This window comes from Pantoea sp. B270 (genome assembly GCF_018726825.1).
Taxonomy (GTDB): Bacteria; Pseudomonadota; Gammaproteobacteria; order Enterobacterales; family Enterobacteriaceae; genus Pantoea; species Pantoea dispersa.
Map to the genome: position 1 here is coordinate 2,113,585 of NZ_JAHCSX010000001.1, position 24,581 is coordinate 2,138,165.

Here is a 24,581-nt window from a genome sequence, read left to right on the forward strand (position 1 = left end):
TTTGTGTCTGGTGAGGAGCGAAGGGCTCAGATGGCCTCTTCGTCTTCCTCGCCGGTACGAATACGTACGACGCGCGCCACGTCAAAGACAAAGATTTTGCCGTCGCCGATTTTACCGGTCTGCGCGGTTTTCATGATGGTCTCTACGCAGGTATCGACGATATCATCGCCCACCACCATCTCGATTTTCACTTTTGGCAGAAAATCGACCATGTATTCGGCACCGCGATACAGCTCGGTGTGGCCTTTCTGACGTCCGAAGCCTTTCACTTCGCTGACCGTCATCCCGGTGATGCCCACTTCTGCTAAGGCTTCACGCACATCATCGAGTTTGAATGGTTTGATAATTGCATCGATCTTTTTCATCACAGATCCTTTTTTCGCTCCCTCCATGATGGACGGGTAACTATGAGTATAAGTGTTCCTGACGCTGCCGCAGCAAGCTACTCTTTAAATTCGCTGGCGTCCAGTTCGTGGCGCGACAGCAGCTTATAAAACTCGGTACGGTTGCGTCCAGCCAGACGCGCCGCATGCGTCACATTACCTTTGGTCATCTGCAGCAGTTTGCGCAGATAGTTAAGCTCAAACTGGTTGCGTGCTTCGACAAAGGTCGGTAGCGCCGTGTTCTCGCCAGCCAGCGCCTGCTCTACCAGCGCGTCACCAATTACCGGCGACGTAGTAAGCGCCACGCACTGCTCAATCACGTTAACCAGCTGGCGCACATTTCCCGGCCAGCTGGCACTCACCAGCCGTTTCATCGCATCGACCGAGAAGCTGCGCACAAACGGTTTGTGGCGATCGGCCGACTGGCGCAGCAGATGGTTGGCCAGCAGCGGGATGTCTTCGGCGCGTTCGTGCAGTGCCGGGATCCTGAGATTCACCACGTTGAGACGATAGTAGAGATCTTCGCGGAAGCTTTTCTTCTCCATCGCCTTCGGCAGATCGCGGTGCGTGGCAGAGATGATGCGCACGTTGATGTCGAGATCGCGGTTGCTGCCCAGCGGACGCACTTTGCGCTCCTGCAGCACGCGGAGAAGTTTTACCTGCAGCGCCTGCGGCATGTCGCCAATCTCATCGAGAAACAGCGTGCCGCCTTCCGCCGCCTGAAACAGCCCTTCGCGCGCACTTACGGCACCGGTGAAGGCGCCTTTGGCGTGGCCAAACAGCTCGGACTCCAGCAGTTGTTCCGGCAGCGCGCCGCAGTTGATGGCAACGAAAGGTTTGCCGGCGCGCGGACTGGCAGCATGAATCGCCTGCGCCAGTACCTCTTTGCCGGTTCCGCTCTGGCCGTTAATTAATATACTGACGTCAGATTGCGCCACCATGTGCGCCTGCTCCAGCAGCCGCAGCATCAGCGGATTACGCGTGACGATCGCTTCGCGCCAGCCGTCATCGCTGACCGGCGCGCGCTGCGCCAGTGCTTCGTCAATCGCTTTGTATAGCGCATCGCGATCGACCGGTTTGGTCAGAAAGCTGAACACGCCCTGCTGCGTGGCGGCTACCGCGTCCGGAATCGAGCCGTGCGCGGTCAGGATGATGACCGGCAGTCCGGTATGGCGCTTCTGGATTTCAGCAAACAGCGCCAGGCCATCCATTTCATCCATGCGCAGATCGCTGATCACCAAATCGACTTTCTCTTTCTGCAGATGACGCAGGGCTTCCGGCCCGCTGGCCGCGGTCGCTACCTGATAGCCTTCACTGCTGAGACGTATACCGAGCAGCTTGAGTAAGCCCGGATCGTCATCCACCAGCAGTAAGCGTGCGGCCTGTTTCATGGTTACTGCTCCTCGCTTTGGGCATCGCTGGCACCGTGTGTGCTGTCGCCGCTGTCCGGCGCTTTGCGCGATGACAGCTGACGCTCGATGTCAGTCAGTCGCTGCAATTTACGCTGGGTATCGTCCAGCGTTTGCCGCAGTTGCGTTTGCTGCTGACGCAGGCGATCCAGTTCGGCGTCATTGCTTTGCTGCAGCGCGGCGTAGCGGCCGCGCGCCTCGCTCAGCTCCAGCTGCGCGGCCTGGTTACTGCGCCACAGCTGCAGCAGCGGACGCACCGCCGCCGGATAATCCGCGCTATAGCTGTCGAGCGTATCAACGTACTGACGGCGCTCCACCGGCGTCACGTTGCCGTTCGCCAGCAGGATGCCCTGCTTGAAGGCGCGCGCCCAGTTCTGTACCGGCCAGCGCCGCGCTTCTGCCCGCGCTTCGGCCGCCGACAGCCGCTCACCGCAGTCGATAGCGCGCTGCCAGTAAAGTGGATTGCTCATGGCCGCCGGTGCTTCAATCTGCCAGACATTCTGGCAATCGGTGGCCAGATAATCCGCCAGGCGCACGTCCGGCTCCGGCAGGTTCACCGCACCGCGCGGCGTACTGCTCTGGGGTGGCGCCTGACAGGCGCTCAGGCCGATGGCGATCAGTGCGCCGACGAGAAATCGGCTGGATGTGAGTTTCATTAATCAGGCATTCCCGGCGCTGGTAGTCAAAATGATACGAAAACAGACGTCCGCGTCCGTGCGCGTGACCAACTGCAAATCACCCTGCATCCTGCGCAGGCAATCTTTGGCGATGCTTAATCCCAGCCCGCTGCCTTTCACCGGCCCTTTGCGCTGCTGGCTCCCCTGATAAAAGGGCTCAAAGATCATCGCCTGCTCTTCAGCCGGAATCGGCGTGCCGGTGTTCGCCACCTCAATCCACACCTGGTTGCCCTTCTGCTGGCTCTGCAGCCAGATGTTACCGGATTCGCTACCGTAGTTCACGGCGTTCGAGTAGAGGTTATCAATCACCCGCTGCAACAGCGTCGGTTCCGCCAGACAATAGCGGGCCTGCAGATCGATATGCGTATGCATCTGGCGCGCGCTGGCGGGCAGTGAGTGCACCCTGACGACGCTATCAATGATAGCGTCAATCGCCACCGGTTCCAGCCGCAGCGGGCTGTCCGCCAGCCGGCGATTGTAGTCGAGCAACTGTTCAATCAGCCGCTGCAGATGACGGCTGCTGGTGTCGAGAATGGCGACAACTTCCTGCTGCTCTGCATTGAGCGGGCCGGCAACCTGATCGGCCAGCAGTTCGGTGCCTTCGCGCAGGCTGGCCAGCGGCGTTTTGAGTTCGTGCGACAGGTGGCGCAGAAACTCATGCCGCTGTGCTTCCAGCCAGCTAAGACGTTCGCTAAGCCAGACTATGCGCTGTCCCAGCGAGCGAATTTCGCGTGGCCCGCGAAAACTGACGCTATTGCCCAGCGTTTTCCCCTCGCCCAGCCGGTTAATCATGCGTTCGACGCGCTTAACCGGGCCGATAATCATGCCGGTGAACAGCAGTACCAGCACCAGACTGATTAAAAACAGTATCAGCGCCTGCCAGCCAAAAAACTGGCCGCGATCGGCAATTTCGCGCTGCAGCTGCAGGCCGCGTGAAAACACCACTTCACGCGTGGCCTGCACCATGCGGGTGTTGGCGGCGGAGAATGCCTCCAGCGCGCTCGCCGCCGGTGCCAGCAGATTGCCGTTATCACACTGCAGCTTTTCCAGCTGCGGCAGCGCGCTCTGCAATATTTTGAACGTTGGCAAATCGGGCAGGCTGGCGGCATGGCTGCTGAGCATCTGGCCGTAGCGGCTCCACTGCGTTTGATACAGGCGTGCCAGACTGGCATCGCCCAGCACGCAATACTGGCGATAGCTACGCTCCAGCTCCAGCGCCGTACGCGCCATCGCCTCACTGCGACGCACGTCGGTAAAGGTGTTGCGGTTGGTGTCCGCCGCCTGATTACTCAATGCTGAAAGGCTTTCCCATGCCTGCCATGCCAGCACCAGCAGCGGCAGCAGCACCAGCAGAAAGGCCATTAAAACCAGTTGCCGCAGGGATCGGGGAAACAGACGCCATCTCTTCACAACCGCGCTTCCTTTGAGGTGAGTTGCAGGCATGCTAGCGAAGTCCGGCAAGGTTAGAAAGGCTGAAAACGAAAACGGCAGGCCTTTTGGCCTGCCGTGAGAGCGACGCCGCAGCATCGCCTGCAAAATAGGTGGAGCCTAACTCAACGTTGCGTCCGGTGCTTGATAACGTTGCAAAGCAAGCGATTATCGGTTGGGTGGACGGCAGGCTCCGTTTGGTGCGTCATTCGATATTTTATGAGCTCAACCGCAGTGCGGGGCAATCATAGACAGGAGAATGAGCAACGTAATGAGTATAGCAACTATCGTGCCAGAAAATAAATAGCCTTGTTAATCAGCATACTGCCAGCTCAGAGAGGGAATTAACGACGCTTTCGGACCGGCTGGTCTGGAAAAAGTGTCGCCGATTAGCAACGGCATTAACGCGCTAACTTCGTGCCCATAAAAAACAATGATTTAAATGTCACCTTTTAGCGACAACTCAGTCGTGGGATTGTCGTCATTTTCCGACATGCCACAGATGTCAGGGAATCACAGCGGATCGAGAGCAGTGCCCACGCAACAAAAAATAAAAAAGGCCGCGTTGAGCGGCCTTGGCACGGTGCCCGTGAATGGGCACCGGTAAGAGACAGGATTCAGGTTTAACCCAGCTGCTTGCGCGCGTTGCGGAAAATGCGCATCCACGGGCTGTCTTCGCCCCACTCCGCCGGGTGCCACGAATTGCTGACGGTGCGGAACACGCGCTCCGGATGCGGCATCATAATGGTGACGCGCCCGCTTTCGTTGGTCACGGCGGTGATGCCGTTCGGTGAGCCGTTCGGGTTCGCCGGATAGGTCTCGGTGACCTTGCCGAAGTTATCGACGAAGCGCAGCGCCACCAGCCCTTTCGCTTCCAGCTCAGCCAGATGCGCACCGTCACGCACTTCAACAAAACCTTCACCGTGCGAGACGGCAATCGGCATGCGAGAACCGACCATGCCGTCCAGCAGCAGTGACGGGCTGGCGGCCACTTCCACCAGGCTGAAGCGTGCTTCAAAGCGCTCGGACTGGTTACGCACAAAGCGTGGCCACAGCTCGCTGCCCGGAATCAGTTCACGCAGATTCGACATCATCTGGCAACCGTTACACACGCCCAGCGCCAGCGTCTGCGGACGATGGAAGAAGTTTTCAAACTCGTCACGCACGCGGCTGTTGAACAGAATCGATTTCGCCCAGCCTTCGCCCGCACCCAACACGTCGCCGTAGGAGAAGCCGCCACAGGCGACCAGCGCGTGGAACTCCTCCAGACCACGACGGCCCGCCAGCAGATCGCTCATGTGTACGTCAACCGCGGTAAAGCCTGCGCGGTGGAAGGCAGCGGCCATCTCAACGTGCGAGTTCACGCCCTGCTCGCGCAGCACGGCAACGCGCGGACGCGCGCCGGTGGCGATCATCGGTGCCGCCACATCCTCTTCCGGACGGAAGGTCAGCTGCACGTTCAGGCCAGGATCGTTATCGTCTTTCTTCGCTTCATGTTCCTGATCGGCACAGGCCGGGTTATCGCGCAGGCGCTGCATCTGCCAGGTGGTTTCAGCCCACCAGGTACGCAGGGTGGTACGGCTTTCGCTGTACACCGCGCTGTCGCCGGAGCGGATAACAAAACGGTCACCCGGCAGCGCTTTACCGATGACGTGAACATTGCTGCTCAGACCGTGATCGGCAAACACTTTTTCCACGGCCGCGCGGTCGGCAGCGTTAATCTGCAGTACGGCGCCCAGCTCTTCCGTAAACAGTGCTGCCAGCGCATCGCTGCCCAGCGCGGCGATATCCGCCTCAATACCGCAGTGGCCGGTGAAGGCCATTTCAGCCAGCGTGACCAGCAGACCGCCATCCGAGCGGTCGTGGTAAGCCAGCAGTTTCTGCTCGCTTACCAGCGTCTGAATTGCATTGAAGAAGCCAGCCAGCTGCGCGGCATCGCGCACGTCGGCCGGTTTGTCGCCCAGCTGGCGATACACCTGCGACAGCGCCGTAGCGCCGAGGGTGTTGGCACCGTTGCCGAGGTCCACCAGCAGCAGCAGGTTGTCGCCTTCCGGCTGCAGCTGTGGCGTCACGGTACGACGCACATCTTCAACGCGTGCAAAAGCCGTAATGACCAGCGACAGCGGCGAAGTCATTTCGCGCTGTTCAGTGCCCTGCTGCCAGCGGGTTTTCATCGACATGGAGTCTTTACCCACCGGAATGGTGATCCCCAGCGCCGGGCACAGCTCTTCGCCCACCGCTTTTACCGCGGCGTACAGGCCAGCGTCTTCGCCCGGGTGACCGGCTGCAGCCATCCAGTTTGCCGACAGCTTCACGCGCTTCAGTGAACCGATCGCGGTCGCGGCCAGGTTGGTCAGCGCTTCGCCCACCGCCAGGCGGCCGGACGCAGCGAAATCAAGCAGCGCTACCGGCGCACGTTCGCCCATGGCAAACGCTTCACCGTGGTAGCTGTCAAGGCTGGCGGTGGTCACGGCGCAGTTCGCCACCGGGATCTGCCACGGCCCGACCATCTGATCGCGCGCCACCATGCCGGTTACGCTGCGGTCACCGATGGTCACCAGGAAGGTTTTTTCCGCCACGGTTGGCAGATGCAGCACGCGGTTTACCGCATCGGCAATGGTAATGCCGTCCCGCACCAGCGCGTCACCTTTCGCCTGCTGGCTGGCCACGTCGCGCGTCATTTTTGGCGTTTTACCCAGCAGCACGTCGAGCGGCATGTCGATCGGTTTGTTATCGAAATGGCTGTCGGCAAGGTTCAGGTGCTGCTCTTCGGTCGCTTCACCAATCACCGCGTACGGCGCACGTTCGCGCTGGCACAGTTCATCGAACAGCGCCAGTTTGTCCGGCGCAACCGCCAGCACATAACGCTCCTGCGACTCGTTACACCACACTTCCAGCGGGCTCATGCCTGGCTCATCGCTAAGGATGTCGCGCAGGTTGAAGTTGCCGCCGCGGCCACCGTCGCTCACCAGCTCCGGCATGGCGTTAGACAGGCCACCGGCACCGACGTCGTGAATAAACAGAATCGGGTTGGCTTCGCCCAGCTGCCAGCAGCGGTCAATCACTTCCTGACAGCGACGCTCCATCTCCGGGTTGTCACGCTGCACCGAGGCGAAGTCGAGATCGGCATCCGACTGGCCGGACGCCATCGAGGACGCCGCGCCGCCGCCAAGGCCGATATTCATCGCCGGACCGCCCAGCACGATCAGCTTCGCGCCAACCACGATCTCTCCCTTCTGCACGTGATCGGCGCGGATGTTACCAATGCCGCCGGCCAGCATGATCGGCTTGTGATAGCCGCGCAGCTCAACGCCGTTATGGCTGTTGACCTGCTCTTCATAAGTACGGAAATAGCCGTTCAGCGCCGGGCGACCAAATTCGTTGTTAAACGCGGCGCCGCCTAACGGGCCTTCGGTCATGATATCCAGCGCGGTAACAATGCGATCCGGCTTGCCGAAATCCTCTTCCCACGGCTGTTCAAAGCCGGGAATACGCAGGTTGGAAACCGAGAAGCCGACCAGACCCGCTTTCGGCTTCGCGCCGCGTCCGGTGGCACCTTCGTCACGGATTTCCCCGCCGGAACCGGTGGCGGCACCTGGCCATGGCGAAATGGCCGTCGGGTGGTTGTGGGTTTCTACCTTCATCAGGATATGCGCGGCTTCCTGATGGAACTCGTATTCGCCCTGCTGCGCATCCGCGTAGAAACGCCCGACCTCGGAGCCTTCCATCACCGCGGCATTGTCTTTATATGCCGACAGGACGTGTTCCGGATGCTGCTCAAAGGTGTTTTTAACCATTTTAAACAGCGACTTTGGCTGTTTTTCGCCGTCGATAATCCAGTCGGCGTTGAAAATCTTGTGACGACAGTGCTCAGAGTTCGCCTGAGCGAACATATAGAGCTCGATGTCGTTCGGATTGCGGCCCAGTCTGGTGAAGGCATCGAGCAGGTAATCAATTTCGTCATCGGCCAGCGCCAGGCCGAGCGTGCGGTTAGCCTGCTCCAGCGCCTCGCGCCCTCCGCCCAGCACGTCTACGCTTTTCAGCGGCTGCGGCTCATGATGCGCGAACAGCTGTTCTGCCGCGCTGAGCTCCGTGAACACGGTTTCCATCATGCGGTCGTGCAGCAGGCTGGCCAGCTGCTGCCACTGCGCGTCAGTCAGCTGCGGTGCCTGTACATAGAAGGCCAGACCGCGCTCCAGGCGCAATACCTGTGGCAGGTCGCAGTTGTGGGCGATATCGGTGGCTTTCGATGACCAGGGAGAAATGGTGCCGGGACGCGGCGTCACCAGCAACAGACGCCCTTGTGGCGCATGTTCGGCGAGAGAAGGGCCGTATTTCAGCAGACGCTGCAGGCGGGCTTGCTGTTCCGCGCTGAGCGGTGCGCTGACATCGGCGAAATGGACGTACTCGGCGTAAATATCACTCACCGGCAGATGAGCGTCCTGAAAGCGGGTCAGCAGTTTGTTTACACGAAATGCCGACAGAGCGGGCGAACCACGCAGAATTTCCATCATTAAAGATCTCTCGTCTTCGAAGCGCCGGGCGACGCTTCATGGGGCGCAACAGGGAAAACGGGCGGTATTATAGAGAAATGGCACGGGTTACGAAACCGTTTGCGCAGAAAAACTGAGCCTCAGGATTTGCCTGAATTTTGCGCAAATCTTGCTATATAAGTTGCCCTGCTGCGCTTTGTTGCGCAAAATGCCCCTCGCTCTGGGAGTGCAAAACAACATAAATACTGCCTTTAAAAGACAGAGGCCTGTGAGCCATTACGAGACAACTATTTGAAACGCCTGAAATTAAATTATCTGTTTATCGGTCTGATCACCGTGCTGCTTGCGCTGGCGCTGTGGCCGTCCATCCCCTGGTACGGGGGCGGAAAAGACGCGTTATCACAGATCAAATCGCGGGGAGTGTTGCGCATCAGTACCGTCAACTCGCCGCTGACTTACTACACCATCAATAATGCACCAGCCGGTATGGACTACGAGCTGGCGAAGCGCTTCGCCGATTATCTTGGCGTGAAGCTGGAAGTCACGGTGCGGCCCAACCTCGGCGACCTGTTTGACGATCTCGACGACGGCAAAGCCGACCTGCTGGCTGCCGGGCTGATCTACAACAGCGAGCGCCTCAGCCGTTATCAGAGTGGCCCGAGCTACTATTCCGTGTCGCAGCAGCTGGTGTATCGCATCGACAAGCCGCGGCCCAAAAACCTTGGTGATCTGAAAGGCCGGCTGATTGTGCAGTCCGGTTCGGCCTATCTGTCAACGTTACGTTCCGCCAAAGCGGACAGCTATCCCGATCTCGACTGGGCCATTTCCACCGATATGGGCCAGAAAGCGCTGCTGGAAGCGGTTGCCGACGGCAAGCTCGACTATACCGTGGGAGATTCGGTGACCATCGGCCTGCTGCAGCGTATCCATCCACAGCTGGCGGTGGCGTTTGATATTACCGATGAAGAGCCGGTGACCTGGTATCTGCCACGTAACGATGACGATAGCCTGAACGCCGCCATGCTCGACTTCTACAGTCAGATGGGGGAAGAAGGCACTATGGCGCGGCTGGAAGAGAAGTATCTCGGCCACGTCGGCACCTTTGATTATGTCGATACCCGCACCTTCCTGCGGGCGATTGATAACACGCTGCCGGATATCAAGCCGCTGTTTGAGAAGTACGCGTCCAGTATCGACTGGCGCCTGCTGGCGGCGATTTCCTACCAGGAGTCGCACTGGAATCCGCAGGCGACCTCGCCCACCGGCGTGCGCGGCATGATGATGCTGACGCGCAATACCGCTGACAGCCTCGACGTGAACGATCGTCTCGATCCGGAACAGAGCATTCGCGGCGGCAGCGAATATCTGCGGCGCATGATGGAAAAAGTGCCGGAGACCATTCCGGAAGATGAACGCATCTGGTTTGCGCTGGCGGCCTATAACATGGGCTACGCACATATGCTGGATGCACGCCGGCTGACCCTCAAACAGGGTGGCAATCCGGACAGCTGGGCCGACGTTAAGCTGCGCCTGCCGATGCTGAGCCAGAAGCGCTATTACGCGCAGACCACTTACGGCTATGCGCGCGGCCACGAAGCTTATAACTACGTTGAGAACATCCGTAAGTATCAGATCAGCCTGGTAGGCTATCTGCAGGAGCAGGAGAAACGGCTGGCGCAGCAGTCGGCGCTGGAAGCGGAACTCGGTGCCGGTTATCCGGCTGTCGAACCGAAGATTGCGATGAACTAATCGGCGCGCAGCGCCTGCCGCTGCGCACGTTTCTGTTCCCGCCGCATGCGGAAAAAGTCGCTCAGCAGCGTGGCGCACTCCTCGGCCAGCACGCCATGCGCAATCTCGATCTGATGATTCATGCCCGGATGGCCGATCACATCCAGCAGCGAACCGGCGGCACCGGTTTTCTCATCCTTCGCACCATAGACCAGACGGGTAATCCGGCTGTGCACCATGGCACCGGCGCACATCACGCACGGCTCCAGCGTCACGTATAAGGTGGTGTCGAGCAGCCGGTAGTTATCAATCACTTTTCCGCCCTGACGCAGCGCCATAATCTCGGCATGCGCGGTGGGATCGCACTGGCTAATCGGCCGGTTCCAGCCCTCGCCAATCACTCTGTCGCCCTGCACCAGCACCGCACCGACCGGCACTTCGCCCTGCTCCCACGCACGCCGCGCCAGTTCAAGCGCGTGGCGCATCCAGTATTCATCAGTTTGTGGGTTCAACGGGCAACTCCTGCGGATTAACAAGGCGGCGCATTATAGACGGAATCCAGCTGCGATTCACTCCAGCTGTTGCAGTTCACCGCGCGGCGTCACGCGCCAGCGATGCTGGCAGAAAAACAGCAGCGGGTTATCCTGCTTGCTGTCGCTGTAGCCGCTGTACAGCTGTAGCGGCGTACCGATTTTTTCCTCGAGCTGCGCCACTTTTTCATGGCCGAGACAGCGCATGGCTAATACCCGGCCACCACGGCCCGGCTTCATCTGGCTGGCGATCAGCTTCACGCGCGGCAGAAACGCGGAATCAAAATAGACCTGCTCCACCAGCGACTGCGGCGAGCCGGTAATCAGCCAGACATCGGCGTCTTCACTGCTGAGGTAGTCAGTCAGCCGCTGCTGCACCACCGGAAACGCGGTAACGCGCTCGCGAAACCAGCGGGCAAATTCGGCCTCACGCTGGCGCAGCGTGGCCTCACGATGGCCAAAGGTGATAGCCCACAGCAGCAGGCTCATCGGCCAGCGCGCGGCGCGGCCCTTTATCAGCATACCCATGCCGATGACCGGCAGCAGCGGCACCACCAGCACCAGATTGAGCGGCTGGCGGCGCAGCAGATAACGCATAAATGTGCCAAACATATCCTGCTGATGCAGCGTGCCGTCCAGGTCAAAAAATACCACGCGGCGATGCGAACCCTTTGTCAAACCCGACTCCTTTTTCTAAACGCGGCGATACCTGCTCTACAGTGTAGCCAGCATCGCGCGCCGGGGCGAAAGCTGTCATTTTTAATTCCAGTGGCTACAATGCCATTTGAATAGTTTATTCTCTGCGTCGGCGCGATGTCATCTGACATTCCTGGCCAGACATTTCCTTCCGCGAGCGGCTAAGCTGTGTGCGGGACTATGGATTAAGGATCGGACATGAGTTCATTGCTGCGAATTCGCCAGCTCTACCCACGCCTGGCGCTGAACGAGCGTCGGCTGGCGGATTTTTTGCTGTCGCAGCCTGATCGGGCACGGCATCTGAGTTCACAAAAACTGGCGGAAGAGTCAGGCGTCAGCCAGTCGAGCGTGGTGAAGTTCGCCCAGAAACTGGGTTACAAAGGCTTTCCGGCGCTGAAGCTGGCGCTGAGTGAGTCGCTGGCCGACCGAGATGCCATCACCGTGCACAACCACATTCTGAGTGACGATCCGCTCAAAGTCGTCGGCGAAAAACTGCTGACAGAAAAAATTTCGGCGATTCGCGCCACGCTGGATATCAACAGCGAAGAGAAACTCACGGAAACGCTGCAGCTGCTGAAAAACGCCAACCGTATTCTGCTGGTCGGCATTGGCGCCTCCGGGCTGGTAGCGAAAGATTTTTCGTGGAAGCTGATGAAGATTGGCATCAACGCCGTCGCCGAGCAGGACATGCACGCGCTGCTGGCCAGCGTTCAGGCGATGGCACCCGGCGATGTGCTGCTGGCAATCTCCTACACCGGCGAACGTCGCGAGATCAACCTCGCGGCGCAGGAAGCGGCGGCGATTGGCGCCGATGTGCTGGCGTTCACCGGCTTTACCCCGAATTCGCTGCAGCAGTGCGCCACGGTCTGCCTGTACACCGTCGCCGAGGAGCAGAGCACGCGCAGCGCGGCCATCTCCTCCACCAGCGCCCAGCTGGCGCTGACCGATCTGCTGTTTATGGCGCTGGTGCAGAACGATCCGGAACGCGCCTCCAGCCATATTCGTCACAGCGAGGAGCTGGTGAAAAAGCTGGTCTGATTGCCCCATGCTCAGGATATTCCCCACCCTGCCTTAGCCCGAAATTGATCATCGGGCGGGGCAATGGTTTTGTTGCCTGTCGCTATCCTTGTTTTGGCCCGATTAAACGCATTTTCAGCATCGGGCTTGCAGGATAATTTCCGATGTATATGATCAGGGCAAATTTACTCATCTCTCTCGTCATGCTGAAACTTATTTCCCGTTATGCAGGAATTGGCGTTATCAACACCGCGATTCACTGGACGGTGTTTGCGCTTATTCTCAAGCTGTTCGAGTCAGGCCAGGCTATGGCAAACTTTGGTGCATTCTGCGTTGCGGTGACGTTTTCTTTTTTTGCTAATGCCCGCTGGACCTTCTCTTCTGCAGCCACGCCCTTGCGTTACCTGCTTTATGTCAGCTTTATGGGAGGCATGGCGGCGCTGGTTGGCTGGATGGCCGACGCCTGCACGCTTTCCCCGGTGATTACCCTGATACTCTTTTCCTTTATTAGCCTGGGTTGCGGCTTCATCTACTCTAATTACATCGTTTTCAGGGAAGTAAAATGAAATTGTCTCTCGTCGTGCCCGTCTTCAATGAAGAGGAAACCATTCCGCTCTTTTATCAGGCGGTTCGTCATGAATTAGCCGGCTATCAGGTGGAAATTGTTTTTATCAATGATGGCAGTAGCGATGGCAGCGAAAACATCATCAATGCCCTGGCCATCTCGGATCCGCTGGTCATTGCGCTGTCATTCACCCGCAATTTCGGCAAAGAGCCCGCGTTGTTTGCCGGACTGGAGCATGCCACCGGCGACGCGGTTATCCCGATTGATGTTGATCTGCAGGATCCCATCGCCGTTATCCATCAACTGGTTGAACGCTGGCAAGCGGGTGCCGATGTGGTTTTGGCTAAACGGAAAGATCGCAGTGCCGATGGGCATGTAAAACGTAAAACAGCCGAGTGGTTTTATCACTTTCACAACCAAATCAGCTCGCCGAAAATAGAGGAAAACGTTGGCGATTTTCGTCTGCTATCGCGCGAGACGGTAGAACATATAAAAAGCCTGCCGGAAAGGAATCTGTTCATGAAGGGCATTTTATCCTGGGTTGGCGGTAAAACAGCGATTGTGGAATATGATCGGGCTGAACGCGTCACAGGGGTGTCGAAATTTAATGGCTGGAAATTGTGGAATCTGGCGTTAGAAGGATTAACCAGTTTTTCAACCTTCCCCTTACGCATCTGGAGTTACATCGGCGGTAGCGTCGCTTTACTCTCCTTTCTTTATGGATTCTGGATGATCATCGATAAACTGCTCTGGGGCAATCCGGTGGCGGGTTACCCTTCGTTGCTGGTTTCCATTCTTTTTTTGGGTGGAGTGCAACTTATCGGCATCGGTGTTCTGGGCGAATATATTGGCCGAATCTACATTGAGTCCAAACAAAGACCACGCTACGTTATTAAGAGCAGGAAATGAAAAAAACAGTTTTAGATCGTAACCCATTCATGCTGTATCTCATACTGGCTGTCGCTTTACTGATCGGCTACAGCCCGGTTTATTTATCAACATACGGATTTTCCGACGACTGGTTCTATTTATACGCATCCACTACCGATGCATTCAGTATTTTCAAATGGGATATCTTATCGGGCCGACCTTTCTATGGTGCTATACGCTATTTCTTCGCTTTCCTGATCGATGACGTGCAGGATTTGACGTATCTCAGGGTGCTTTCTTTATTCAGTCTGATTTTACTGGGCGGGTACATCATCCGTTTCCTTGAGCGTCGCAGCATTTTCGCCAGCGCGGTCCAGCGTCTGACGTTTGCCACGTTGATTTGTTTGCTGCCTTCATTTCAGGTTTTTGTCGGCTGGACAGTCTGCTTTCCTTATGTCCTGTCCGTGCTGCTGGCGGGCATCAGTTACTCAACGCTGGCGGAAAACAAAGGCCTGGGCCGGGTGCTACTGTCGGCTATTTGCCTGACGCTTTCCTTTGCGATTTACCAACCCGCAGCCATGAGCTTTTTATTCTTTGCCCTGCTCGATCTGGGCATGACCCGGAATAATTATCAGCGCAGCGCGGTGATCAAGCTGATGTTGATGCTGGGATTTGGCATGGTGATGGCACTGGTACTGGCGAAAGTTCTGCCGCTCGTGCTGTTCAATGAAGTACTGGCCAGAACCAATATCACCTTAGCGCCGCTGAAAAAAATCACCTGGTTTATCGCTGAGCCGCTCAGAAATGCGCTGTGCAACTTTGATACCGGGCGCTCGATTGTCAGTATTATCATCTCCTGCTCACTGATCATCGTGGGCATTGTGAAGGCACCCGATTTCAAACCGCGTAAAGCTTTTCTGTTCCTGTTTTTCCTGCTGGCGGCGGGCATTCCTAATCTTTTGGTGAGTGAGGACTGGGCAGCCTATCGCACGGTTATCGCGCTGTCGTTAATCACTACCTCAGCCTTCATTGCTGGCTTATTCGTGATCTTTAATAAGCTGAAGATAACTACTTCTGCCAGTATCGTTTGCCTCGTCATTGCGGTGCTCTCATGCATGCTGAATATTCAGAAGGGCTTTTCTACGCCTCAGCAGCGCGAGTATCAGTTGTTAAGCAGCGCAATCACAGAGAGCGTGCCTGCAGAATACTCTGGCCAGCTTTATTATCGTATCGATAGCGACAACTTACCGACTATCGCAAAATCCAAAAAATACGATGAGTTCGGTTCGCTTTCGCTGGGTATGCCATGGTCCTTTGCCGGTATGGCCGACGCGATTAAAAAAGAGCACGCGATGAAGTTTTCGTTGCCAAAGGCGCCCGTAATCTACGGCAGCGATCAATGTCCAGGTGACTGTATGACACTGGATGCTACCCACGTGCTGGCACCGGGAAAATAAAGACAGCCCCGCTATTATGTCGCTAACCACGCCAACGGCTCTGCTTACCGTGGCGTGGTTTTCTGGCTATGGCGCGACATCATCACATCGGTTAGCAGCAGCCAAGTCGCTACCTTCTGCTGGCGGCTTTATACTACGCTAAGTCATTTTTTGAACGCCACCCGGCGTGATAATATGCGTACCGCTCAGGGGATCGCCCCGCTGGTTTACGCCTGCATCGATTGAAAAATCACACTGCAAAGCGCTATTTCAGCAGGCGTTTTGCGCCGGAGAGCGGAACTAACCATGAAAAATGCAATGAAAACAAGCAACTGATGAGCTTATGCCATGGCACTGATAATTACTGAGCGCTGCATTAACTGCGACATGTGCGAGCCTGAGTGCCCGAACCAGGCGATTAGCATGGGTGAATCGATCTATCAGATCGACGCTGACCGCTGCACTGAGTGCGTGGGTCATTATGATGAGCCGACCTGTCAGAGCGTCTGCCCGATTGATAACACTATTCTTTCAGACCCACAGCACGTGGAAAGTCGCGACGCGCTGTGGGAGAAATTTGTGCTGCTGCACGCTTAATCTTCGATAATCACCGTGGCGCAGGCGTAGTGGCGCTCGTCGGCCAGCGTGACGTGCACATGCTGCACGCCCAGCTGGCTGGCAATCACTTTGGCCTGTTCAAAGAAGCGCAGGCCAGGCTTCCCCAGCGCATCGTTGTACACTTCAAACTGATTGAACGCTAAACCACCGCGAATGCCGGTGCCGAAGGCTTTTGCCGCCGCCTCTTTCACCGCAAAACGTTTGGCGAGGAAGCGCACCGGCTGCTGATGCGCCTGATACTGCTGCCACTCAGCTTCGCTCAGCACGCGGCGCGCCAGGCGATCGCCGGAGCGTTCAATTACGCCGGCGATACGCTCGATCTCGACGATATCGCTGCCCAGCCCCAGAATGGCCATTAGCGGCGCGCTTCCCGCATCAGCGCTTTCATATCGCTGACCGCTGCTGCAAGACCGCTGAACAGCGCACGACCGATAATCGCGTGACCAATGTTCAGCTCATGCATTTCCGGCAGGGCAGCAATCGGCTGGACGTTGTGATACGTCAGACCGTGTCCAGCATTGACCTTCAGGCCGCGGCTGGCGGCAAAGGTCGCAGCGCTGGCGATACGCGCCAGTTCGGCATCGCGCGCCAGCCCTTCCGGTGCTTCAGCATAGGCGCCAGTATGGATTTCAATGTAAGGCGCACCGCTGGCGACCGCCGCTTCAATCTGGCGCTGATCGGCATCAATAAACAGCGACACCAGAATGCCCGCCTCGCTCAGCTGTTTGACTGCCGCGTTGACCTTGTCCTGCTGACCGGCCACATCAAGGCCGCCTTCGGTCGTCACTTCCTGACGCTTTTCCGGCACCAGGCAGACAAAATGCGGTTTGATGTCGCAGGCGATGCCGACCATTTCGTCGGTGACCGCCATCTCAAGATTCATGCGGGTATGAATGGTGTCGCGTAGGATCCGCACGTCGCGATCGGTGATGTGACGGCGATCTTCACGCAGGTGCACGGTAATGCCGTCTGCGCCCGCCTGCTCCGCGACAAACGCGGCCTGTACCGGATCAGGATAGTTTGTGCCACGTGCGTTACGTACGGTGGCAATGTGATCGATGTTGACCCCTAACAGCAACTCAGCCATGACAATCCTTAAATGTGTTCAGTATGTTTGCAGTGTAACGCGCGGAGCCTGTCAGGTGCATCACCCGCGCTCGTCGTTTGCCACGTTCGGTCGTTTTTTCGGCACAAACTGACGGAACAGCTCCTGGCTCTTCAGCGGCTTACCGCCCAGATAAGGTTTCAGCGCCATACGCGTGAAGCGTTTGGCGGCACGCAGCGTGTCGGCGTCGGGAAATTCGCGCTCCCACAGCGCGCGCAGCTGGCGACCGGTGAAACTGCGCTGATTGACCACCAGACTGGCGATAAAGCCTTTCTCTTCGCGATAGCTGTAGGTCATGCCGTCGTCGACCGCCTCGCCGCTGCCGGCGCAGTGCAGAAAGTCGACGCCGTAGCCCAGGTGGCCAAGCAGTGCCAGCTCAAAACGGCGCAGCGCTGGCTCGGGCGAACCGTTGGCCGCCGCCAGCGTCTGGATACAGGAGAGATAATCGAAGAACAGTTCGGAGAAGGGAATTTCCTGCTCCAGCACCCGCGACAGCAGCTCGTTAACATACAGGCCGCAGTAGAGCGTGATGCCGCTGAGCGGCAGCGCCAGCGACACCGCTTCGGCGTTACGCAGGGTTTTGACTTCGCCACGGCCACCCCAGCGCACCAGTAGCGGTGTGAAGGGTTGCAGTGCGCCTTTAAGCTGGGAACGGCGCGAGCGTGCGCCCTTGGCAAGGACGCGGACGCGTCCCTGACTTTCGCTGAACAGATCGAGCAGCAGGCTGGTTTCGCTGTAAGGGCGACTATGCAGCACAAAGGCGCGTTGCCAGCCTTCCATCAATTAGTCGTCTGTATAACCCAGGCTGCGCAGCGCACGTTCGTCGTCCGCCCAGCCCGATTTCACTTTAACCCACAGCTCGAGATGGACTTTCGCCTCGAACATCTCTTCCATGTCTTTACGCGCTTCGATACCGATGGTTTTGATTTTGGCACCTTTGTTGCCAATCACCATCTTCTTCTGCCCTTCGCGCTCGACCAGAATCAAACCGTTGATGTCATAGCCGCCGCGCTCGTTAGAGACGAACTGCTCGATCTCCACGGTAACCGAATACGGTAACTCGGCGCCAAGGAAGCGCATAAGTTTTTCACGGATGATTTCTGAAGCCATGAAACGCTGCGAGCGATCGGTGATGTAGTCTTCCGGGAAGTGGTGATCCGACAGCGGCAGGCGCTTGCGGGCAATTTCCGCAATCGCATCCACGTTTTTACCGGTTTCGGCGGAGATCGGCACGATCTCAAGGAAGTTCATCTGCTGGCTGAGGAACTGCAGGTGCGGCAGCAGGATGCTTTTATCCTGGATGTTGTCGACTTTGTTTACCGCCAGCACCACCGGCACTTTGCCGTCACGCAGCTTGTTCAGCACCATCTCATCGTCAGGCGTCCAGCGCGTGCCTTCCACCACAAAAATTACCAGCTCAACGTCACCGATGGAGCTGCTGGCAGCACGGTTCATCAGGCGGTTGATCGCCCGCTTCTCTTCCATGTGCAGGCCGGGTGTATCCACGTAGATCGCCTGATAAGCGCCTTCGGTATGAATACCCATGATGCGGTGGCGCGTGGTTTGCGGCTTGCGCGAGGTGATCGACACCTTCTGCCCCAGCAGCTGGTTCAGTAAGGTGGATTTGCCGACGTTAGGCCGGCCGACAATCGCGATAAAGCCGCTGTATGTTTCGAGTTCGCTCATTCGGGTCCTGATTGGGCAGCCTCACTGCTGAGGCTGCGAAATGACAATTTATTCGAGGCCGAGCTTGATTAACGCCTGTTCGGCGGCGGCCTGCTCTGCTTTACGGCGGCTCGAGCCCACGCCCACCACCGGTTCAGCCATCCCACTCACCTGACAGTGAATGGTAAATTCCTGATCGTGCGCTTCGCCACGCACCTGTACCACCAGATAAGACGGCAGCGGCAGATGACGGCCCTGCAGATACTCCTGCAGGCGCGTTTTCGGATCTTTTTGCTTATCGCCCGGGCTGATCTGCTCAAGGCGATTCTGATACCAGTCGAGAATCAGCTTCTCGACCGTCTGAATATTGCTGTCGAGGAAGATGCCGCCGATCAGCGCCTCTACGGTATCCGCGAGGATGGATTCCCGGCGGAACCCGCCGCTTTTCAGCTCGCCCGGCCCCAGACGCAGACATTCGCCCAGCTCAAACTCGCGCGCCATTTCGGCCAGCGTGTTGCCGCGTACCAGCGTGGCACGCATGCGGCTCATGTCGCCTTCGTCCACGCGCGGGAAGCGGTGATACAGCGCGTTGGCAATCACATAGCTGAGGATAGAATCGCCAAGAAATTCAAGACGCTCGTTATGTTTGCTGCTGGCGCTGCGGTGAGTCAGAGCCTGCTGCAGTAATTCCGGATGAGTAAAAGTGTAGCCCAGTTTGCGCTGCAGCTTGTTAATGAGGATGGGGTTCATGCGATTCCAGTTGTTCTGTGCGTCTGTGACTCTGCATACCAAACAGGGCTGAAGGTCCAGCACGTTCTGTTTGGTGTGCAGTGGCTCCCTGACTCGCAGGAAGCCAACCGTTTTTAAATCAGTGAATACCGCCAATGCGACTCAGTCGCACGCCGGTCGGCCACTGTCCTTCCTGTTTCTCAAAGCTCATCCAGATAGCAACCGCTTTGCCGACCAGATTCTTCTCGGGCACAAAGCCCCAGTAGCGGCTGTCGGCGCTGTTATCACGGTTATCGCCCATCATGAAGTATTGCCCCTGCGGCACAATCCACGTGGCCTGCGGCTGACCCGGCTGCTGATAATACATGCTCGCCTGGCTCTGCGCTTCGTTCACCAGCAGGATATCGTGCGTGACGTTGCCCAGTGTCTCTTTGCGCGTGCCAAGACGCAGGCCGCCCCGCAGCGTTTCGCCCTGCGGCACCTGGTAGAAACCGTTGCCGGTTTCGTTACCATCAAAGCCGCTGAAGGTCTGGATGAAATCGCTCGGCTCAATGTTGGTATAGGTCACCGGCAGCGCCGTGTCACACTTGCCCGTGCCGCAGCCTGGGTTGATGGTCAGCGTTTTGCTGTAAGGATCAAACACCACTTTGTCGCCCGGCAGACCGATCACGCGCTTGATGTAATCCACGCTCGGATCCTTCGGGTATTTGAACACCGCGACATCTCCGCGCTGCGGATGGCCGGTCGGGATCAGCGTGGTTTGCGTGATCGGATCTTTGATGCCGTAAGCAAATTTCTCCACCAGGATGAAGTCGCCAATCAGCAGCGTCGGCATCATCGAGCCAGAAGGGATCTGAAACGGTTCGAAGATAAACGAGCGCACGATCAGTACCACCGCCAGCACCGGGAACACCGACGCTGCGGTTTCAACCCAGCCTGGCTGCGCGGCCACTTTGGCCAGCGTTTTGCTGTCGAGCGAATTACCTGCCTGAGCCTGTGCCGCCGCCTGCTTTGCCCGGCGCGCCGGGGCCCACTTAAAGCGATCGATACACCAGATGATGCCGGTTAACAGAGTGGCAATCACCAGAATCAGGGCGAACATGTTAGCCATTAAAGTTCCTTATTTGCTGTCTTTACCGACATGCAGAATGGCAAGGAATGCTTCCTGCGGCAGCTCAACGTTGCCGACCTGCTTCATTCGCTTCTTACCTTCTTTCTGCTTCTGCAACAGCTTTTTCTTACGGCTGACGTCACCGCCATAGCATTTCGCCAGGACGTTTTTACGCAGCTGTTTCACTGTTGAGCGAGCGATAATGTGGTTGCCGATTGCTGCCTGAATCGCAATATCGAACTGCTGGCGCGGGATCAGATCTTTCATCTTCTCCACCAGCTCGCGGCCACGATACTGTGAGTTATCACGGTGCGTAATCAGCGCCAGCGCATCAACGCGTTCTGAGTTAATCAGGACGTCGACGCGCACCATGTCAGAGGTCTGGAAACGTTTGAAGTTATAGTCCAGCGACGCATAGCCGCGCGACGTTGATTTCAGACGGTCGAAGAAGTCGAGTACCACTTCCGCCATCGGAATCCCATAGGTCAGCGCAACCTGTTTGCCGTGGTAAACCATGTTAGTCTGCACACCGCGTTTTTCGATACACAGCGTAATGACGTTGCCCAGAAACTCCTGCGGCAGCAGCATATGACACTCAGCGATCGGTTCGCGCAGTTCAGCAATATTATTCAGCGGCGGCAGCTTCGATGGGCTGTCGACGTACACCACTTCTCCGTCAGTGGTTTCCACTTCGTACACAACCGTTGGCGCGGTGGTGATCAGGTCGAGATCGTATTCACGCTCCAGACGCTCCTGGATGATCTCCATGTGCAGCAGGCCGAGGAAGCCACAGCGGAAGCCAAAGCCCAGCGCGGTGGAACTCTCTGGCTCATAGAACAGCGAGGCGTCGTTCAGGCTCAGCTTGCCTAATGCATCACGGAAAGCTTCGTAGTCGTCAGAGCTTACCGGGAACAGACCGGCATACACCTGCGGCTTCACTTTTTTGAAGCCCGGCAGCGCTTTATCCGCAGGGTTGCGCTGCAGCGTCAGGGTATCGCCCACCGGGGCGCCGAGGATGTCTTTGATGGCGCACACCAGCCAGCCTACCTCGCCACACTTCAGCTCGGTACGGTCAATTTGTTTTGGCGTGAAAATGCCGAGACGGTCAGCGTTGTACACCTGGCCGGTACTCATTACCTTGACTTTATCGCCTTTACGCAGCGTGCCGTTTTTAATACGGATCAGCGACACCACACCGAGGTAGTTATCAAACCAGGAGTCGATGATCAGTGCCTGCAGCGGGCCTTCCGCATCACCTTCCGGCGGCGGAATATCCCGCACCAGACGCTCCAGCACATCCGGTACGCCGACGCCGGTTTTCGCCGAGCAACGCACCGCATCCGCGGCGTCAATGCCGACGATATCTTCAATCTCTTCCGCCACGCGCTCCGGGTCGGCCGCAGGCAGGTCGATTTTGTTCAGTACCGGTACCACTTCCAGATCCATTTCCATGGCGGTGTAGCAGTTCGCCAGGGTCTGTGCTTCAACGCCCTGACCTGCATCAACCACCAGCAATGCCCCTTCACAGGCCGCCAGCGAGCGGGAAACTTCATAAGAGAAGTCAACATGGCCTGGGGTATCGATAAAATTGAGCTGGTAAGTTTCACCGTTTGGCGCGTGGTAATCGAGCGTAACGCTCTGCGCTTTAATGGTGATGCCGCGCTCGCGCTCCAGATCCATCGAATCCAGAACCTGCGCCGCCATCTCACGATCGCTCAGGCCACCGCAAATCTGAATCAAACGGTCAGAGAGCGTTGATTTGCCGTGGTCAATGTGAGCGATAATGGAGAAATTTCGTATGTGCTTCATTTATATGAATATCTTCACGTAGAAAATCAGTTGAAAACGTGAGCACAGACACATTCAGGCAAGTGAGCTTTACCCGGAACCCTGTCAGCCTCATTAATGACGACGCATATTACACTGTTAACGCCGCGCGTTAAAGAATGGAACTGCGGGGAATCGCAACAGAATTCAGCGATTAAGACGAAATGAAAAGGCCGCGCAATACGCGGCCTGAACGGGGATCAACTATGGTTTTCCACCCGTAGCGCATCAGGCGGGAGCGCAACGCTGAGAATCACCGGCTGGAACGCTTCGCGATCGCCAAACCGGCTGGAAACCCCTTTGGCAACAATAAAGCCGCCAACGCCACCCAGCAGCGCACCGCAGGCCGCCGCCAGGTCGCTGTGGAACAGCATCTGGAACAGGCCCGCGACCAGGAACAGACCAAACAGTGGCGTCATATACACCAGCAGCGCAGAACCGAGCAGGCTGGTTTCGCGAATGCCCAGCTCAATACGCTGGCCCGGCTGCAGCGGCTCCGGACTGGCGATGGTCATTACATGGGCGTTTTTCGGTCCCAGCTGGTTGAGCGCATGGCTGCCGCAGCCTTTGCGCGCTGAACAACTGTTACAGGAGGTTTTCGCTTCCGAATGCAGAGTTGCGACGCCCTCTTTCCATGCCACTACGGTGGCCCATTCTCTCATCATTTTGTGGCACCTGAATCTATGCTGTCCGCGATACGTTTGGCGGTGGTCGGCGGCAATTCGCCTACCACGGTAATTTCACGATTATCGCGCACTTCGGTCTGTACCGTACGACGCCCAGTGCGCAATGACTGTGGCGAACTGCTTTTATCGGCAGGCGTGATGTTGATAGCGAAGCTGAACAAGCCATCGCTGTACAGACGGGATTCTACGGTTTTGTTCATCGCCGGAATATCACGCCGGCTTTGCGAAATCAGCTTCATACCGGCCGGCAGCCAGCCAGGTTGCCAGCTGAGCTGCACTTTGTCGCCCGCCGGTAACGATAGCGACGGCGGCAGATTGGCTTTTTCCAGCCCCTGCATCAGATTGCGCACGCCTTCATCAACGGCAAAACTGATGACGCGGAACTGCTCCAGCGTCTCACCGTCGCGATCCAGCAAATCAATCCGCAGCGGCAATTTGGTATCGACGTCCAGCCACACCACGTAGCTGTAACGCGTGCCGTCTCGCGACACGATGCGCACCACTTCGCACATCTGATCGGCCATGCGGGAACGCCCTACCGGAATAAAATCGTAGGCATCGCCGAGGCGTGAGAAGTCAGCGAACATCAGCGCCGGCAGCGCATCAATAATGTGGTTGCCCGGCAGCGAGAACGGATCGAGACCCGGTTCGAAATAGCTGATGTCGTTGCCGCGCTGGATCACCTCACGGCGCGGTCCGTCCATCTGTAATAGCTGGGCGAATACGCGATTGTCGATAACCGCATGGCGGTAACGCAGGGATTCAATGCCCAGACGTGAGACATTGATATAGGCGAATTCGTAGTTGAGGTTCTGGCTGGCCTGCTCCATCTGCTGTAACAACGCCCCGGACGCAGATGTCTGCGCCGGGGCGGTAGATGACCAAAGCAGGCTGCCTGCCAGCAGGCTAACGGCACACCAAAGCTGCTTCATTACTGCTGTTGAGTTCCTAACGACTGAGTTCCGGGAACGTTAGCCTGCGCCTGTTGCGGCGCATTGCTTTCAAACTGCACCTGATCGGCATGCAGACGGCGTTGCAGTTCGTAATCCTGCAGCATGGCATTCACGCGGCGACGCTGCTCCTGCACCTGCTGATTTGAGCTGTTGGTGTCAAAAGCATCAGACGGCACGCCCAGGCTGACCGGTGACGCTTTACCCATCATCGGTAAGGTATTAAAGGCTGGTGCATCCGACGTTTCCGTCGCGCTGCCCGCTGGTGAGCTGTTGTAGTGCTGCACACCGACGATCACCGCCAGCGACACACAGGCCGCCACACCGATCTGCGTGACCTGAGCAACCCAGCCGCCACCGCGACGCCAGAACGGCATTTTCTGCCAGCGCGACGGCTCCGGCTGTGCTTCCGGGATCAACGAAGTCACTTTGCGCACCGGCTCGTTTTCGATCGCGGCAGCAACGCGTGCGGAGATATCAAAATGCAGCACTTCGCCCACATCGCCCCGCAGGGTGTCGCGGATCAGATGGTAGCTCTCCCAGCTTTTTTGTAGATCTGCATCCTTCGATAACGACGCCAGCAGCTCGTTATCTAAAGTTTCACCATCCATTAAAGCGGAAAGTTTTTCTTTCTGCATGTTTTGGTACCCTTCCAGTA

At 57.4% G+C, this 24,581-nt stretch carries 23 protein-coding genes; 6 read left to right on the forward strand and 17 right to left on the reverse strand.

Annotation, left to right across the window (positions count from 1 at the left end):
- Nucleotides 1-26 precede the first annotated feature (26 nt).
- The 5 genes from glnB to purL all read right to left on the reverse strand — a co-directional run bounded on the left by glnB (nt 27) and on the right by purL (nt 8,411).
- Nucleotides 27-365, reverse strand: a complete 339-nt coding sequence (glnB, locus tag KOL70_RS10120) for a nitrogen regulatory protein P-II (RefSeq protein ID WP_007886217.1) — start codon at nt 363-365, stop codon at nt 27-29.
- A gap of 77 nt (nt 366-442) precedes the next feature.
- Complete coding sequence (glrR, locus tag KOL70_RS10125; protein WP_215480606.1) at nt 443-1,774, reverse strand: two-component system response regulator GlrR; 1,332 nt, start codon at nt 1,772-1,774, stop codon at nt 443-445.
- 2 nt (nt 1,775-1,776) lie between these two features.
- A complete protein-coding gene (gene qseG, locus KOL70_RS10130) occupies nt 1,777-2,448 on the reverse strand; it encodes a two-component system QseEF-associated lipoprotein QseG (RefSeq protein ID WP_021506537.1) in 672 nt (223 codons plus the stop codon).
- Nucleotides 2,449-2,451: 3 nt separating this feature from the next.
- The gene (locus KOL70_RS10135) at nt 2,452-3,879 is read right to left on the reverse strand and encodes a HAMP domain-containing sensor histidine kinase (RefSeq protein WP_215480607.1); all 1,428 of its coding nucleotides are present in this window, start codon (nt 3,877-3,879) and stop codon (nt 2,452-2,454) included.
- 641 nt (nt 3,880-4,520) lie between these two features.
- A complete protein-coding gene (gene purL, locus KOL70_RS10140; protein WP_215480608.1) occupies nt 4,521-8,411 on the reverse strand; it encodes a phosphoribosylformylglycinamidine synthase in 3,891 nt (1,296 codons plus the stop codon).
- Nucleotides 8,412-8,681: 270 nt separating this feature from the next.
- On the opposite strand from purL, the gene mltF reads away from it, so the two are divergent.
- Nucleotides 8,682-10,139 carry a membrane-bound lytic murein transglycosylase MltF gene (gene mltF / locus KOL70_RS10145; protein WP_021506534.1) on the forward strand — a complete coding sequence of 486 codons (1,458 nt, stop codon included), beginning with the start codon at nt 8,682-8,684 and terminating at the stop codon, nt 10,137-10,139.
- Here mltF and tadA read toward each other — a convergent pair.
- Both tadA and yfhb read right to left on the reverse strand, forming a co-directional pair.
- Complete coding sequence (gene tadA / locus KOL70_RS10150; protein ID WP_071813580.1) at nt 10,136-10,630, reverse strand: tRNA adenosine(34) deaminase TadA; 495 nt, start codon at nt 10,628-10,630, stop codon at nt 10,136-10,138. The genes mltF and tadA overlap by 4 nt on opposite strands.
- Nucleotides 10,631-10,687: 57 nt before the next feature.
- On the reverse strand, nt 10,688-11,326 hold the full coding sequence (gene yfhb / locus KOL70_RS10155; protein ID WP_010618503.1) for a phosphatidylglycerophosphatase C: 639 nt from the start codon (nt 11,324-11,326) through the stop codon (nt 10,688-10,690).
- Between the two features lie 216 nt (nt 11,327-11,542).
- Between yfhb and KOL70_RS10160 the strand changes: the two genes are divergently transcribed.
- The 5 genes from KOL70_RS10160 (at nt 11,543) to KOL70_RS10180 (ending at nt 15,829) form a co-directional block, all read left to right on the forward strand.
- Nucleotides 11,543-12,382: a MurR/RpiR family transcriptional regulator gene (locus KOL70_RS10160; protein ID WP_021506531.1), complete on the forward strand. Its 840-nt coding sequence runs from the start codon at nt 11,543-11,545 to the stop codon at nt 12,380-12,382.
- 182 nt (nt 12,383-12,564) lie between these two features.
- A complete protein-coding gene (locus KOL70_RS10165; RefSeq protein ID WP_031279382.1) occupies nt 12,565-12,927 on the forward strand; it encodes a GtrA family protein in 363 nt (120 codons plus the stop codon).
- Complete coding sequence (locus KOL70_RS10170; RefSeq protein WP_021506529.1) at nt 12,924-13,835, forward strand: glycosyltransferase family 2 protein; 912 nt, start codon at nt 12,924-12,926, stop codon at nt 13,833-13,835. Before KOL70_RS10165 ends, KOL70_RS10170 begins: the two co-directional genes overlap by 4 nt.
- Nucleotides 13,832-15,253: a glucosyltransferase domain-containing protein gene (locus tag KOL70_RS10175; protein WP_254185837.1), complete on the forward strand. Its 1,422-nt coding sequence runs from the start codon at nt 13,832-13,834 to the stop codon at nt 15,251-15,253. Before KOL70_RS10170 ends, KOL70_RS10175 begins: the two co-directional genes overlap by 4 nt.
- A 327-nt stretch (nt 15,254-15,580) precedes the next feature.
- Entirely contained in the window at nt 15,581-15,829 is a 249-nt protein-coding gene (locus tag KOL70_RS10180; protein ID WP_010617759.1) for a YfhL family 4Fe-4S dicluster ferredoxin, read from the forward strand.
- Here KOL70_RS10180 and acpS read toward each other — a convergent pair.
- From acpS to rseA, 10 genes are all read right to left on the reverse strand, one after another.
- Complete coding sequence (acpS, locus tag KOL70_RS10185; protein ID WP_010617758.1) at nt 15,826-16,206, reverse strand: holo-ACP synthase; 381 nt, start codon at nt 16,204-16,206, stop codon at nt 15,826-15,828. The genes KOL70_RS10180 and acpS overlap by 4 nt on opposite strands.
- Nucleotides 16,206-16,937 (reverse strand): pyridoxine 5'-phosphate synthase, encoded by a 732-nt coding sequence (gene pdxJ / locus KOL70_RS10190; RefSeq protein ID WP_058770863.1) that lies wholly within the window; start codon nt 16,935-16,937, stop codon nt 16,206-16,208. The genes acpS and pdxJ overlap by 1 nt, the downstream gene beginning before the upstream one ends.
- A 60-nt stretch (nt 16,938-16,997) precedes the next feature.
- A complete protein-coding gene (gene recO / locus KOL70_RS10195; RefSeq protein WP_021506525.1) occupies nt 16,998-17,735 on the reverse strand; it encodes a DNA repair protein RecO in 738 nt (245 codons plus the stop codon).
- Nucleotides 17,736-17,738: 3 nt separating this feature from the next.
- Entirely contained in the window at nt 17,739-18,641 is a 903-nt protein-coding gene (era, locus tag KOL70_RS10200) for a GTPase Era (protein WP_058758278.1), read from the reverse strand.
- Nucleotides 18,642-18,689: 48 nt separating this feature from the next.
- Nucleotides 18,690-19,370, reverse strand: a complete 681-nt coding sequence (gene rnc, locus KOL70_RS10205) for a ribonuclease III (RefSeq protein WP_021506523.1) — start codon at nt 19,368-19,370, stop codon at nt 18,690-18,692.
- Between the two features lie 118 nt (nt 19,371-19,488).
- Nucleotides 19,489-20,460: a signal peptidase I gene (lepB, locus tag KOL70_RS10210; RefSeq protein WP_021506522.1), complete on the reverse strand. Its 972-nt coding sequence runs from the start codon at nt 20,458-20,460 to the stop codon at nt 19,489-19,491.
- Between the two features lie 9 nt (nt 20,461-20,469).
- Entirely contained in the window at nt 20,470-22,269 is a 1,800-nt protein-coding gene (gene lepA / locus KOL70_RS10215; RefSeq protein ID WP_215480609.1) for a translation elongation factor 4, read from the reverse strand.
- Between the two features lie 218 nt (nt 22,270-22,487).
- Complete coding sequence (rseC, locus tag KOL70_RS10220; RefSeq protein WP_152390554.1) at nt 22,488-22,952, reverse strand: SoxR-reducing system protein RseC; 465 nt, start codon at nt 22,950-22,952, stop codon at nt 22,488-22,490.
- A complete protein-coding gene (gene rseB / locus KOL70_RS10225; protein WP_031279374.1) occupies nt 22,949-23,905 on the reverse strand; it encodes a sigma-E factor regulatory protein RseB in 957 nt (318 codons plus the stop codon). Before rseB ends, rseC begins: the two co-directional genes overlap by 4 nt.
- Complete coding sequence (rseA, locus tag KOL70_RS10230) at nt 23,905-24,561, reverse strand: anti-sigma-E factor RseA (RefSeq protein ID WP_021506518.1); 657 nt, start codon at nt 24,559-24,561, stop codon at nt 23,905-23,907. The genes rseB and rseA overlap by 1 nt, the downstream gene beginning before the upstream one ends.
- Nucleotides 24,562-24,581: the final 20 nt, after the last annotated feature.